Here is a 12,608-nt window from a genome sequence, read left to right on the forward strand (position 1 = left end):
GTAGAACCTCAACAATAGTTGAGGTCAAATCAGGAGTCAGGCTCCAGCAGCCGCGCACCGCGGTAATCCCGGCCGGAGGCATCGTCCGGGTTCACAAACCCGCACTCAGCAAGGGACAGACAGCCGCAGCCAATGCACCCGCCCAGCCGGTCACGCAGGGCTTCAAGCTGGCCGATCCTCTCATCCAGTTCCTTCCGCCAGGCTGCACTCAGCCGCTGCCAGTCCGCCTGGTCCGGGACCCCGTCCTCCGGGAGTTCGGCGAAGACGGATGCTATGTGCGAAAGCGGAATTCCGGCGCGCTGGGCTGCGCGGATGACGGCGACGCGGCGCAGGACCGAGCGGTCAAAGCGGCGCTGGTTGCCGCCGGTGCGGCGGCTCCGAATCAGTCCCTGCCGCTCATAGAAGTGCAGGGCGGAGACAGCTACGCCGCTCCGCTGGGAAACCTGTCCCACCGTGAGTTCTTCAAGAGCCCTGGGTTGACCATCCATTGGAGCTGCTTGCCGCCTGTCCGTCTGAGGACCGGCTGTCCTTAGCCGGCCGGTATGTCCATTAAACCAACCGGCGGTACGGCATGGCCGAAACGAAAGAGGTTCTGCGGATCCCAGCTCGCCTTGGCCGATTTCAGCACTTCATAGGCGGCAGGTTCCCAGGCACGTGCACGGTCCTGTTCATCACCCGCCGGCCCGTGGAAATTGATAAGGCTTCCGGCGGCGTACGGTTCAAGCGCGACGGCGAGCCGCGCCAGTGCTGACTCCACCTGGTCGGGTGCGGGCAGGCCGGGAACCCCCAGGACGAAAAGGTGGAACGCCGCACTCCGGCCGGAGACGGTGTCAGGGAAAGGTGGTTCCTGGGCCAGTGCGCCGCCCATGAGGCGCAGCTCCAGCATGACAACCGGAGTCCCCGACCCGGGTCCGATCTGCCGCAGGAGTTCCGCCGCGGCATCTTCATCCAGATCCGCCAGGATCATGCCGCGTTCCATGGACGGGGCCGGATCGGCCGGGTCGCCGTGCACTGCATCCACACCGAGGTAATCCATTGGTCCGGCCGTGTCGCTGACCGCAGGGAGGGAACGCATGGGTCCGAGCAGCTGGTCACCCCACTCCTCATCGCCAAAGAGTCCGAAGCGCAGAATCACCGGCGCGGTTCCGCGGATTTCCGGCGGCAGGAACGGAACGTCCGGCATGTGCATGAAGGCCAGGGATGCCGAAGCTTCGTTGGGCAGGCCGGGCGCCCAGGAACGGAATGCGTCCAGGACATCTCCTGCGGCTTCTTCGGGATAAACCAGCTGTCCGCCGTAGAAGTCTCCCAGCGGCACGGCTGCCATCCGCAGCGCCGTGACTATGCCGTAGTTGCCTTTGCCTCCCCGCAGAGCTGTGAAGAGCTGCGGCTCGGTTTCTGCATCCACGTAGCGAAGTGTTCCGTCAGGGGTAACCACGTCGAAGCTGCGGACGTGGTCCGAGGCGAATCCCAGGGCCCGGCCCATCAGCGGCAGACCGCCGCCCACTGTGTAACCAACCACCCCCACCCGCGTGCTCGACCCGTGGGGTGCAGTGAGGCCCCGGGAAACCAGCTCCCTAAGCGCGGTGTCCCAGCGGACTCCTGCACCCACACTGAAGGTTCCCGATTCGGGATCCACGTGCAGGTCCTGGAGACGGGAGGTATTCACCAGCAGGCCTTCGTCCATGGGTGCGGCTGCGTTGTGCCCGGTAGCCTGCACAGCTACTGGAATACTGCGGTGGGCAGCCCAGACAACCGCGGACCGCACGTCTTCGGCGTCGACGGCACCCAGCACGGCGTCCGGATGGTGAACCTGGGCAAGGTTGAATGCAGGGGTGTCTTCCGCGTAAGTGCCTTCTCCGGGCAGGGACACGATGCCTCGGACGGCACCTTTCAGAGATTCCAGGTCTGGTTGTTGGATCATGGGCGCTCCCGGGATAGTCAGTTGAAACCGGCCCGAGCACCGGAGAATTGTTCACAGGGTAGGCAGGAGGTCCGGCTGCCCTCAAGGCCCTCGGGAAAGACGGCCGTTCGTGCCGCCGCACCCTCCCAAACCAAAGTCTGGAGATTCACAGCCTGCTTGGTGTTCACTTGGTACATGAGAGCCATCTGGAAAGGTGCCATCGCGTTTGGGCTGGTCAACGTGCCGGTCAAGGTGTATTCCGCTACGGAAGACCATGACGTCAGCCTGCATCAGGTTCACGAGAAAGACGGCGGGCGGATCCGGTATCAGCGCCGCTGCGAGATCTGCGGCGAGGTAGTTGAGTACAAGAACATCGCCAAGGCATATGACGACGGCGAGCAGACAGTTGTCCTGACCGATGAGGATCTGGCTTCCCTGCCGGTGGAGAAGAGCCGCGAGATCGAAGTGGTGGAGTTCGTTCCGAGCGACCAGGTGGACCCGATCCTGTTTGACCGCACCTACTATTTGGAGCCGGACTCCAAGTCCACCAAGTCCTATGTGCTGCTGCGGCGGACCCTTGAAGACACGGACCGCACTGCGATTGTGCAGTTCTCCCTGCGGCAGAAAAGCCGGCTTGGTGCGCTGCGGGTCCGCGGAGACGTCCTGACCCTGCAGACCCTCCTCTGGGAGGACGAGGTCAGGGAAGCAGCCTTTCCGTCCCTGGAGGAGAGTGTCCGCATTTCCGCCAAGGAGCTGGAGATGTCTTCGGCGCTGGTTGATTCCTTCAGCTCCGATTTTGATCCCTCGGAGTTCACTGATGAATACCAGGAACAGCTTCGCACCCTGATCGAGGCGAAGCTTGAAAAGGGCGAGGCACTGGACACCCAGGAAACCTTCGGTGAGGATTCCGAGGAGGAAGGCGGCAAGGTCCTGGACCTGATGGAAGCCCTGCGCCGCAGCGTCGAGAAAAACCGGGGCAGGAAATCCGCTCCTGCCAAGGACAAGGAAGAAAAGAAACCGGCGGCGAAATCTTCCGGCCGCAAATCCAGGAAAGGCGCGTAGACGATGGGTGTTACCAGCTACTTCCGTGACCGTCGGGGCAAGCAGACGGTAGTGCTGCCGCCAAACCTTCCGCTGCTGGCCTGGGCCGGGTTTGGTGCGGCCTCAGCCATGGCGCTGACTCCGCGCTACCAGGACCTGATGCGCCGGGCCAGCCAGGGGGCGATGATGTGGTGGGCAGCCGGTGAGACGTTCCGCGGCCGGAGTCCATTCCGCCGCACGCTCGGTGCAGCAACTCTCATGCGGTCGCTGACCCGCTAGGGCCGGACGCTACTGCCGGTATCCCTCGACTTCTCCGACGGGCCGAACTTCGGCTTCATCCGGGTCCTCGCCGGCGTCCATGCGCGCCCGCCGCTGCCGGAGCAGGTCCCAGCACTGGTCCAGCTGTTCAGCGACGCTGCGCAGCTGTTCTGCGTGGGCCTCTGCGTTATCTGACGGACCGGTGTCGCGGAGCTTTTGCTCCTGTTCCACAAGCCGCTGAATCTGTTCGTGAATCTGCTCGGAGTCCATGACCCAACGCTAGCCAGCCTGCGGCCCGCACACCACAGCGGAGCCTTAGTTCAACAGCGTCTGAAGGTAGCTGGAGAACCCGTCCGGGGCGCGCCCGTCCCGCCGGCCGGAGGTCACGGCGCGAATCCAGTCGGTGGCAACCCAGGACAGCCCGGCTGCTTTGATCCGTTCAACGAGCTCCACGTCCTCGTGTGAAACACCGGGCAGGAAACCGCCCCCGGCTCTGTAGGCCCGGGCGGAGAACCCCAGGTTGGCCCCGTGAATGTAAGGGTGTCCCTCCGCCAGGACATGCCGGTCCTGCCAGAGCGCCAAATGCCCGGACCGAAGATCACGGGCGTCGGGCACCACCGTGCCCAGGACAAGTCCGTACCCGGCCTCCGCCAGTTCGGTCTGGGTCCGGAGCCAGTTCCCGGGCACCACAGTGTCGGCATCCGTGTTCGCAATCCACTCCGCATTCAATTCCAGTGCGTATGCCACGCCCTCTGCACGCGCTGAACCGACGTTCCCGGCAGAGGTTTCAAGCAGATGGAGTTCCAGGCCCAGTTCTGCGGCCGTTCCGGCTGCGGCAGCTGTTGAACCATCAGTGCAGGAATCCAGCACCAGCACCACACTGACATGCGTACCGGTCTCTTCGACGATCGCGGCAGCAGCCGCCACGGACACAAGGCAGCGCGGAAGAAGCTGTTCTTCGTCCCGGGCGGGAATGACGACGCCAAGGCGGGCAGGGGTCAACGAATGCCCTCACGGCGGGCCACCGACTGTGCCGGCGGATGCACGAGGACATCGATCCGAAAGTCCTCTTCAACATGCTCGGAAAGGAGCTCCAGACCGCTGTGCTCACGGAAGGCGTTGTGAACGTCGTCCCCGGTCAGAGGCCAGCCCTCATTGGGGTGCCGCCAGTGGCAGAGCAGCAAGACACCGTCCGGAGACAATGTTTCGGAGGCCCGCTGTACGGCAGCCTGCAGCTGGCCCGGTGCCAGGAAATATCCAATTTCGGAGATCAGCACCAGGTCGAATTCTCCGTCCGGCCAGTCGGCGGGAATGCTACCTTCCACCAGCTCGACGCCGGTGACCCCGTTCAGCCGCTCAGCCGCAAGTTCAAGTGCCCTGCGGCTGAGGTCCATGGCCACCACAGAATCCGACCGGCGTGCCAGTTCGCCGGTGAGTACGCCGATCGAGCACCCCGGTTCAAAGATCCTGGCGAAGCGGTCCCTGGGCAGCATGGCAAGCGTAAGGGCACGCTTGCGGTGTTCGTAGAAGCTGCCTTCGAAGTTCCAGGGATCGGCAGAACGGGCATAGAGCTCCTGGAAAACCTCCCGGGGGCTCAGCGGCACAGTGACAGTGAAAGCCTCGAACGGACGCTCGAAATGTGCCAGTACCTCGGCGGCGAGCAGGACTTCATCTCCGGGTTGATCCGAAAGAGGGCGCACCTGGCTGTGGTGTGCTGCCATGGCCCGGCGCTTGGCGTCCGCGGCAGAGGGGCCCAGCTCCGCAACGCGGAGCGTCCCGGGGATGTCTTCCGGCGTTCCCCAGTGCCACAGCCAGATGGGATATTCCAGCAGGGGTATACGTGCCGCAGCGGCGAAGCCGGCAGCGGTTTCACCGGCGGTGTCGTGGTCGGTGTGCCCGTCGTTCCGCCATGGTGCGGCCAGCCAAAGGCCGGTGGTGTCGTCTCCGGCAATTTCCTGCAGCGCGCCCTGCAGCTCATCCCGGTGAGCTGCCAGTTCGCCGTCGGGCAGGCCCAGGAGGTGGAGGCGGGCCTGCGGCGCAACAACCGCCACAGCCTCCCGGACTTCTCTTTCCCGAACCTCCGCCAGCTGCCGGGGTGTGTGGGTCACCGAATCCGGATGTGATGCTTCTCCAGCGGTTGCCACAATCACGTCAATGCTGGTTCCGCCGGCGGCCAGGGCTGCCATCAGGCCCCCTGCACCCAGGGTCTCGTCGTCGGGGTGTGCAGCCAGCAACACGAGCCGGGCAGGCTTGTCCGGCAGAACACTGTCCAGGGCCGGAACACCTTCCAGTGCCGCAAGCCATACTGCCTCGTCCTGCGTGGTGTCGCGGTGGGTAAAACTCACCACGGCATTGCACCCCGCCCCAGGAGCATCTCCCCCAGTGCGGCCGCATCCCGCTCGGCGTGGTGCTGGCGGACGTATACCTGCAGGTCCGCGACCCGCCTGGCATGCTCTTCCTCACTTGTAAGCGGTCCCGGGCCCAGGCCGTGGGCCGCTGCTTCGAGTACTTTCTCGACGGTGGAAGCCACAACTCCGCGCACGCGCTGGGCCAGGACGGCTCCGTTCCCGCCTCCGGCACGTCCATCGTCAATGTCCGAGGCTGCTGATGCCAGCACACTGGCTGCCGCCTGCAGGGAAAGGTCGGCTTCGCCAAGAAGCATGTGGGCTATCTGGTCGGGGGTGCGTTGCCTGCTCGCCTCAAAGAGACGCCTGGCAAGGGCAACTGCACCGCCAAACCAGCACGCCGCAACGCCGATTCCGCCCCATGCGAAGCCGTCCCGCTGCAAATACCAGTTGTCCGCGCCCAACGGAAAAGCGGGTACTTCACGAAAACCCACGGGCGAGCTGTCCACGGCCGCCAGTCCACGGCTGACCCATGTTCCGCCGCTCAGTTCGATTCCCGGATGACGAAGGTCCACGGCGAACGCGCGCCGGTTCCCGGGCGTTGTGTGGGCCGTGACAACGGCATAGTCAAGCTGGTCCGCCAGCGAACACCACGGCTTCCGCCCGGACAGCTGCCAGGCGCCGTCGTGCTCCTCTGCGCGCAGCTCCTGTCCGGGTGCCTCCGCGGCGTATACGCCCCACGTTCCGGAGGCGAAATCGATTCCGCCGGGTGGACCTGCGTGACCCGCCGGCAGCTCGCCGGCCTGGGCCAGAATTGCACGGGCATCGAGGTGGGGCTCTACTACGCGTGCGGCAGTAAGGTCAGCGGCTCCAAGGGTAGCGAGCAGCTCCAACAGCCCCAGGGTCCTTCCGGACCCGGGCAGTTCAGCGGCGTCGGCTGCCGGTTTCAGCAGCAGCAGCGACGTGACTGCCGAGCCATTCGTGTCCGCGGCCATGGCCATGAGGTCTGACAGGGCATCCCTGTGCGGATAAGGGCCGGTGCCGGAAGCCAGCAGTACCGGGCGGTTCACGATGCAGCACCGGAAGGCTTCGGGACGGGCGAAGCCAAAGAGGTCAGTTGGTCTCGGCGGAACGACACTGGCCGCACCTCCTTCCTAAGGATGCTTCCTAAATTACAGCCTCGGCAGCCCCGGCAGTGAATTGCGGGCAACTGTTTCTTCCGTGCCGGACACGGCAAAGGCACGGCCCCGGGCGGGGCCGTGCCTTTGGATGCAGCCAGTTCTAGTTGGGGATGCTCCCCTCCCCGGGTGATCCCCGGCTCGGGCCGCGGCTGGAATCCGTTGAACGGTCCTTGCCAAGGACGAGTCCAAGAACGATCATCGCGACTGCAAGGATCAGATGCAGCCAGTTGTCAGCCCAGTTGAATGGCACAAAGTTGCCTGCTCCATTCAGGGGAACAATCAGGCCGTAGATGAACAGGAGTGCATACAGAACGCCAACACCCAGCAGATATGTGCGGGCTGACGAGTTTGTCCTGGCCATCCACAACCCTGCAAATCCCAGCAGCATATGGACTGCGTTGTGCAGGATGGAGACCTGGAAGAGGCCCAAGAGCGTGGCCTCAGACGTGTAGCCGGCGAAGAGAAGAGCTTCGTAATTGGTGGTAATGCCCGGTATGAACCCGAGGACGCCAATAGCCAGGAAGATAATGCCGAAAACCAGTGCGGCTATTTGGGCGCTGGTCCGGTGAGAGGAAAGTCCTCGGCTGCTGCTTGCATATGACATGGCCAACTCCTTATCTCCGGGGAGAATCACGGACTCCGGCCATACGGAGGCCTTAAACCTACGGTTAAACTGTGGCACAGTCATCCCAACATGGGAAGCATGCTTATCAACCAGCGGCCGGGGACTCCCAAGACGTAAAAGCCCTTGACGTCCGCCACTCCAGCCTGTGGGCTGAAGGCCGGCTCCGCGGAAGGACAAACATGGAATCGCTTTGGCTAGACACCTCACCCGCCATCCCAGCAGACCCCTTCGCTCCCGGGACGGTCTATGACACCGTCGTTGTGGGTGCCGGCCTTACGGGCCTCACGACCGCCGTCATGCTCGCACGCCGCGGACAGCGGGTAGCGGTGCTTGAAGCGCGGCGGACCGGTGCGGTCACCACAGGAAACACCACGGCCAAGATCAGCCTGCTGCAGGGCAGCGTGGTTTCCGAAGTTGCCCGGCACCACGACACCGGGACGGCGGCCGCGTACGTCGCAGCCAACCGCCGCGGACAGGAATGGCTCCTGGGCTTCTGTGACGCCTCCGGGGTGGGCTACGAGATCCGGGATGCCTGGACTTACGCCGCGACCGAGCAGGGTGCGGCCGCAGTGGCACAGGAACGGGATGCCTGCCGCGCAGCGGGGCTTCCCGTGGAGAGCACAACCGAGACGGAACTGCCTTTCCCGGTTCAGGCTGCGCTCAGGCTGCCGGGACAGGCCCAGTTCCACCCGCTGGAAGCCCTTGCTGCCCTGGCATCCGAGCTGAAATCGCTTTCCGGAACACTTGTTGAAGGGGTCCGGGTGACTGAGGTGCACCATACAGACGCCGGTGTGCGGGTTGTTACCCGTCCGGGTGACGTCCTTGCGGCACAGGTTGTACTGGCCACGGGCATTCCCATCCTGGACCGCGGCGGATACTTCGCCGTCGTGAAGCCCCAGCGCTCCTACGCATCAGCGTTTCCGGTCACAGGCGACGTTCCGGAAGGAATGTACCTCTCGGTCGATTCGCCGTCCCGGTCGCTGCGGACAGTGACGGCAGGGGGCACCAAATACCTCCTGGCAGGCGGCAACGGCCACCCCGTGGGACGGGAACCGCACACTCGGGACAAGGTTAACGGCCTGCATGAGTGGACCCGGGAACACTTCGCGGTGGACGCCGCCCGGTATGACTGGTCGGCCCAGGATTACCAGCCGGCATCGGCCGTCCCCTACGTGGGTGAACTGCCGGTGCTGGGGAAGAACATCTACGCCGCTACCGGTTTCAACAAGTGGGGAATGACCAACGGCGTCGCTGCCGCAATTACCCTGGCCGCCAGGATCCTGGGTGAACCTGATCCGGGGAAGGACCTGTACAAGACCAGGGTCAGCGTTCCCGATGCGGTGACCACAGTGCAGAACAACGCAGAAGTTGGACTGCAGATGATCAGCGGCTGGGCGCAGGGAATTGCCCGAACCACAGAAGCGGATCCGCCGGAGGGACTCGGAGTGGTGGTCCGGGAAAGCGGGTCGCCGGTTGCCGTCTGTACCGTTAACGGGGTGACCACACGGCGTTCGGCAATCTGCCCCCACCTCCACGGCGTCCTGTCCTGGAACGACGCCGAAGCGTCCTGGGACTGCCCGCTGCACGGTTCACGTTTCAGCGCTGACGGCGAAGTGCTGGAGGGGCCCGCAGTGAAGGGTCTGGATCCGGCTTAACCCGCCGCCAACACAAAGCCCGGTGTCCCTCCCGTTTCGGGGAGGGGCACCGGGCTTTGTGTCCTGGTCGGAAGGAAGGGCCCTAAACGGCTGCCCGCGGCCCGCCCGACTCGGGATCATCAAGTGAGGGATCGGCTGTTGGGGCAGCCTTCAGTCCAGGGCCGCCGGTGGCTGCTGTTGGGGCAGCGTCCACGTTGCCGCGCCAGGATCCAGTCTCAGAACCCCTTGACTCAATGAATTCCTTGAACCGCTTAAGGTCGCCCTTCACACGGTGATCGTCAGCACCGACTACGGCACCGACCTTTTCAGCAAATGTCTCGGGATCCCAGTCGATCTGTACGGTCACGCGTGTCTCGGTGTCGCTGAGACGGTGGAACGTAACGACTCCTGCCTGGGATTTGCCGTCGGTGCTCTTCCAGGCAACCCGCTCGTCCGGGTGCTGCTCGGTGACCTTGGTGTCGAAGGTGCGCTCAACGCCCCCAATCTTGGTGACCCAGCGTGACTCGGTGTCGGAAGTCTGCGTTACCGACTCGACGCCCTTCATGAAGTGGGGGAAGGACTCGAACTGCGTCCACTGGTTGTAGGCAGTGGTGACGGGTACTGCAACGTCAATTGATTCTTCTACGGTGCTCACACTGTCCCTTCGGTCGCGGATTGCGCTGTTCCTGACGGAACGAACCTCCGTTAGTAAGGGGGCTTAGTCCCCTTGGCCCTCCCACGGTAACGAAGTGGACAACAGATCACAAGCTGAAGGTAAGCTTACTTATATCCGAGTTCCCGCGGCGGTCCTTAGCCGGTCATCCAACGGTTCTCGCAGTCTTGGTTCGTCAACACAGGAGGAACAATGAAGGCATCACAGCAACTCACCACCAACCTGCAGGCCGTGCTGGTCGACCTGATCGAACTCCATCTTCAGGGCAAGCAGGCGCACTGGAACGTGGTGGGGAAGAACTTCCGGGATCTGCACCTTCAGCTTGACGAGATCATTGATGATGCACGGCTCTTCGCCGACGAGCTGGCCGAACGCATGCGCGCCCTGGAGGCTGTTCCGGACGGACGCAGCACAGCCGTAGCGGAGGGCACCTCCCTGCCCCCGTTCCCGGCCGGACTCGTGGACACAAAGGACACGGTGACCCTGGTGGTCTCACTGCTGCGCGGGACTGTACAGACCATGCGCGACGTCCACGATCAGGTGGATGAGGAAGACCCGACCACGGCGGACATCCTGCACGGATTCATCGGCAAGCTGGAACAGTACGCCTGGATGGTGGATGCAGAGAACCTGCAGCCAACCGCCAAGGTGGTCACCCCGGAAGGCGCCGAAACGGCAGCCACGACCTAAGCGGTTACTCCTGGCCCAGGATGGCTTCTTCCACCTCCACCAGGAGGCCTGCCATCCGGGCCCGGGCCCCGGCCGAATCCCTGTCCGCCACAGCCGCAGCAACGGCCTCGTGTCCATCCAGTGCCTCAGGTCTGGGCCTGGTCGGCATCAGGTTCTCCCGGGTCCTGCCGGAAAGCACCTCGGCAACTACCTCGCTGAGGGCCATAAACATTTCGTTCCCGCTGGCCTGCAGCAGCAGGGTATGGAAGGCGATGTCGGCGGCCAGGAAAGCCTCCGAATCGGCGGCGCTCTCCCTCATTTGGCGGGCAAGGTCCACCAGAGCCTCCCGCTGCTCCGGCGTAGCCTTCCGGGCAGCCCCGGCAGCGGCCAGGGGCTCGACGGCGATTCTGAGCTCAGTGAGGGACCTGAACTGGGTTTTCCGGCCCGGGCCGGACAGCCGCCAGCGGATAATCCTCGGATCGTAGACGTTCCAGTAGACGGGGTCCTGGACCACAATGCCGATGCGGCGTTTTGAGTACACAAGGTTCATGGCTTCCAGGATTTGCATGCAGTCCCTCACAACCGTGCGTGAGACTGCGAACCGCTCCTGGAGACCGTCCAGGGTCAGCCGGGTTCCAGGCCCGCACGTCCCGGTGGCAATCTCCCGGCCCAGGACTTCGATGATCCGGCTGTTCATCACTTCTGCGGCAGGGCGGTCCTGCTCAATGACTGTATGGTCCTGCAAGGCGTCCTTCACGTTCCGTCGGGGGCATCACCGCTGCATCAAGCGTAGTCCGCAGCCCGAACCACAGCCAGCCTATGGTGATACCTTTATTCTCCGGCGAAGTGCCAGCACTCCTTCGTCAGACAACGGCGTCAAGAGGAGCAGTACGTGAGCCATGTGCCCCGCCACCTAGTTATTATGGGCGCTGCCGGATCCGGCAAAACCACCGTCGCCACTACCCTTTCAGAACACCTTGGCTGGATAGCTGCCGAAGCTGAGGAATTTCATCCTGCGGCCAATATTGAGCGGATGACCGCAGGAACCCCGCTCTGCGACGATGACCGGTGGCCCTGGCTCGAGGCGATCCGCAGCTGGATGACCACGCAGGCACTCAACGGCCGGTCCACGGTCATCGCCTGCTCAGCACTCAAGCGAAGCTACCGGGATTTGCTTTCCGGCGCAGAAGGCCGGGTGCAGTTCGTACATTTGGACGGGGCACCGGATGTACTCGCCGAACGAATGGCTTCCCGCCGGGGCCACTTCATGCCCCTCTCCCTTCTCCCCTCCCAGCTCGCAGACCTTGAACCGCTGGCCCGGGACGAAGACGGGCTGACCGTCGATTCCCTGGGCGCCCCGGCGCAAATCTCCGCCCGGATCATGCAGGACCTCCTAACGGACCCCTAGCTCCGGGAACCTCCGCACGCTGATGTCAGAGGCAGCTGGGAGAATGGATGCATACCGGGCAACCGGATTATTTGGACTGCCCGGAAGGAAAGCAACACACCATGATGGGTGGCCATCACGCCGCGAGCGGCGCAGCGGCATGGGTAGCCGTAGCCTCGGCTGCCCCCTATGCACTGGGCATCTACCCGGTGAGTCCTCTCGGCGTCGTAAGCGGTGCCCTGCTCACGGCCGGAGCAGCCCTTCTTCCGGATCTGGACCACCACAGCGGGACCATTGCCCATTCCCTTCCCCCGCTGACCCGGATCCTGGCCAAAATCACTGAACAGATCAGCGGAGGGCACCGGCGCGGTACACACTCCCTGCTTGGACTTGCGGTGTTCGTTGCAGTAGCGGGTGCACTGGGAGAACTTACCGCCGAGGTCCCGGGCTTTGGGACCGTTGAGGTTGGTGCGGGACTACTGTCCGTGCTGCTCATGGGGTTCGCGCTGAAAGCACTCAAGATTGCCGGCGGGGCGGGCCGCAGCTGGCTGCTGGCCATCCTGCTCTCGGTGTTTATTGCGCTCTATGCGCCGGAAAATAACGGCTGGCTGCCCCTGGCGGTGGGGCTGGGCGTTGCAGTCCACATTGTCGGTGACCTGCTCACCCATCAGGGCGTCATGATTCTTTGGCCGCTGCGCATAAAGCGTCCGCGGAAGATTGCATCCATGCCGCTGCTGGCCAAGTTTTGGAAGACCAGCGGCTGCCTGTCACTGCCCATCATTGGCCGTGCCGGTTCCTGGCGGGAGTGGGCAATCATGGTCCCCGTGTCGGTCTACGCCGTGTACGGGGTGATCGAAGGCAGTTTTAATGCCCTCCGGGACTGGCTGACCTAGTA

General features: G+C 63.9%; 14 protein-coding genes and 1 pseudogene. 6 read left to right on the forward strand and 9 right to left on the reverse strand.

Annotated elements, in window-relative coordinates; genetic code table 11:
- Positions 1 to 29 precede the first annotated feature (29 nt).
- Together soxR and FYJ28_RS09825 are read right to left on the reverse strand one after the other, a co-directional pair.
- Complete coding sequence (soxR, locus tag FYJ28_RS09820; protein ID WP_055242747.1) at positions 30 to 488, reverse strand: redox-sensitive transcriptional activator SoxR; 459 nt, start codon at positions 486 to 488, stop codon at positions 30 to 32.
- A 41-nt stretch (positions 489 to 529) separates the two neighbouring features.
- Positions 530 to 1,921, reverse strand: a complete 1,392-nt coding sequence (locus FYJ28_RS09825; RefSeq protein ID WP_154579157.1) for an FAD-binding oxidoreductase — start codon at positions 1,919 to 1,921, stop codon at positions 530 to 532.
- A gap of 174 nt (positions 1,922 to 2,095) precedes the next feature.
- Between FYJ28_RS09825 and ku the strand changes: the two genes are divergently transcribed.
- Together ku and FYJ28_RS09835 are read left to right on the forward strand one after the other, a co-directional pair.
- The gene (gene ku / locus FYJ28_RS09830) at positions 2,096 to 2,962 is read left to right on the forward strand and encodes a non-homologous end joining protein Ku (RefSeq protein ID WP_055242750.1); all 867 of its coding nucleotides are present in this window, start codon (positions 2,096 to 2,098) and stop codon (positions 2,960 to 2,962) included.
- Positions 2,963 to 2,965: 3 nt separating this feature from the next.
- On the forward strand, positions 2,966 to 3,220 hold the full coding sequence (locus tag FYJ28_RS09835; protein ID WP_055242752.1) for a hypothetical protein: 255 nt from the start codon (positions 2,966 to 2,968) through the stop codon (positions 3,218 to 3,220).
- A 9-nt stretch (positions 3,221 to 3,229) separates the two neighbouring features.
- On the opposite strand, the gene FYJ28_RS09840 is transcribed toward FYJ28_RS09835, so the two are convergent.
- From FYJ28_RS09840 to FYJ28_RS09860, 5 genes are all read right to left on the reverse strand, one after another.
- On the reverse strand, positions 3,230 to 3,469 hold the full coding sequence (locus FYJ28_RS09840; protein WP_055242754.1) for a DUF2630 family protein: 240 nt from the start codon (positions 3,467 to 3,469) through the stop codon (positions 3,230 to 3,232).
- Positions 3,470 to 3,514: 45 nt separating this feature from the next.
- Positions 3,515 to 4,201 (reverse strand): glycosyltransferase, encoded by a 687-nt coding sequence (locus FYJ28_RS09845; protein WP_055242756.1) that lies wholly within the window; start codon positions 4,199 to 4,201, stop codon positions 3,515 to 3,517.
- On the reverse strand, positions 4,198 to 5,544 hold the full coding sequence (locus FYJ28_RS09850) for a PIG-L family deacetylase (RefSeq protein WP_152970018.1): 1,347 nt from the start codon (positions 5,542 to 5,544) through the stop codon (positions 4,198 to 4,200). The genes FYJ28_RS09845 and FYJ28_RS09850 overlap by 4 nt, the downstream gene beginning before the upstream one ends.
- The gene (locus FYJ28_RS09855; protein WP_154579158.1) at positions 5,541 to 6,614 is read right to left on the reverse strand and encodes an acyl-CoA dehydrogenase family protein; all 1,074 of its coding nucleotides are present in this window, start codon (positions 6,612 to 6,614) and stop codon (positions 5,541 to 5,543) included. The genes FYJ28_RS09850 and FYJ28_RS09855 overlap by 4 nt, the downstream gene beginning before the upstream one ends.
- 211 nt (positions 6,615 to 6,825) lie before the next feature.
- Positions 6,826 to 7,329 carry a DUF4383 domain-containing protein gene (locus tag FYJ28_RS09860; RefSeq protein ID WP_055242761.1) on the reverse strand — a complete coding sequence of 168 codons (504 nt, stop codon included), beginning with the start codon at positions 7,327 to 7,329 and terminating at the stop codon, positions 6,826 to 6,828.
- A 200-nt stretch (positions 7,330 to 7,529) separates the two neighbouring features.
- Between FYJ28_RS09860 and FYJ28_RS09865 the strand changes: the two genes are divergently transcribed.
- Positions 7,530 to 9,005, forward strand: coding sequence for an FAD-dependent oxidoreductase (locus FYJ28_RS09865; RefSeq protein ID WP_055242763.1), 1,476 nt, complete (start codon positions 7,530 to 7,532; stop codon positions 9,003 to 9,005).
- Between the two features lie 184 nt (positions 9,006 to 9,189).
- Here the strand turns inward: FYJ28_RS09865 and FYJ28_RS09870 are convergent.
- A pseudogene (locus tag FYJ28_RS09870) lies at positions 9,190 to 9,639 on the reverse strand (SRPBCC family protein); the annotation flags it as partial.
- 210 nt (positions 9,640 to 9,849) lie between these two features.
- On the opposite strand from FYJ28_RS09870, the gene FYJ28_RS09875 reads away from it, so the two are divergent.
- The gene (locus FYJ28_RS09875; protein ID WP_055242766.1) at positions 9,850 to 10,347 is read left to right on the forward strand and encodes a Dps family protein; all 498 of its coding nucleotides are present in this window, start codon (positions 9,850 to 9,852) and stop codon (positions 10,345 to 10,347) included.
- Between the two features lie 4 nt (positions 10,348 to 10,351).
- On the opposite strand, the gene FYJ28_RS09880 is transcribed toward FYJ28_RS09875, so the two are convergent.
- Positions 10,352 to 11,071 (reverse strand): FadR/GntR family transcriptional regulator, encoded by a 720-nt coding sequence (locus tag FYJ28_RS09880; protein ID WP_326831636.1) that lies wholly within the window; start codon positions 11,069 to 11,071, stop codon positions 10,352 to 10,354.
- A 147-nt stretch (positions 11,072 to 11,218) separates the two neighbouring features.
- Between FYJ28_RS09880 and FYJ28_RS09885 the strand changes: the two genes are divergently transcribed.
- Entirely contained in the window at positions 11,219 to 11,734 is a 516-nt protein-coding gene (locus FYJ28_RS09885) for a gluconokinase (protein WP_326831637.1), read from the forward strand.
- A gap of 101 nt (positions 11,735 to 11,835) precedes the next feature.
- Entirely contained in the window at positions 11,836 to 12,606 is a 771-nt protein-coding gene (locus FYJ28_RS09890; RefSeq protein ID WP_154579159.1) for a metal-dependent hydrolase, read from the forward strand.
- Positions 12,607 to 12,608 lie beyond the last annotated feature (2 nt).

The organism is Arthrobacter sp. BL-252-APC-1A (assembly GCF_009696625.1).
Taxonomy (GTDB): Bacteria; Actinomycetota; Actinomycetes; order Actinomycetales; family Micrococcaceae; genus Arthrobacter_B.

Coding starts and splice junctions, on each gene's coding strand:
- soxR (WP_055242747.1), bottom strand. CDS start 488: ATGGATGGTCAACCCAGGGCTCTTGAAGAACTCACGGTGGGACAGGTT.
- FYJ28_RS09825 (WP_154579157.1), bottom strand. CDS start 1,921: ATGATCCAACAACCAGACCTGGAATCTCTGAAAGGTGCCGTCCGAGGC.
- ku (WP_055242750.1), top strand. CDS start 2,096: ATGAGAGCCATCTGGAAAGGTGCCATCGCGTTTGGGCTGGTCAACGTG.
- FYJ28_RS09835 (WP_055242752.1), top strand. CDS start 2,966: ATGGGTGTTACCAGCTACTTCCGTGACCGTCGGGGCAAGCAGACGGTA.
- FYJ28_RS09840 (WP_055242754.1), bottom strand. CDS start 3,469: ATGGACTCCGAGCAGATTCACGAACAGATTCAGCGGCTTGTGGAACAG.
- FYJ28_RS09860 (WP_055242761.1), bottom strand. CDS start 7,329: ATGTCATATGCAAGCAGCAGCCGAGGACTTTCCTCTCACCGGACCAGC.
- FYJ28_RS09865 (WP_055242763.1), top strand. CDS start 7,530: ATGGAATCGCTTTGGCTAGACACCTCACCCGCCATCCCAGCAGACCCC.
- FYJ28_RS09875 (WP_055242766.1), top strand. CDS start 9,850: ATGAAGGCATCACAGCAACTCACCACCAACCTGCAGGCCGTGCTGGTC.
- FYJ28_RS09890 (WP_154579159.1), top strand. CDS start 11,836: ATGATGGGTGGCCATCACGCCGCGAGCGGCGCAGCGGCATGGGTAGCC.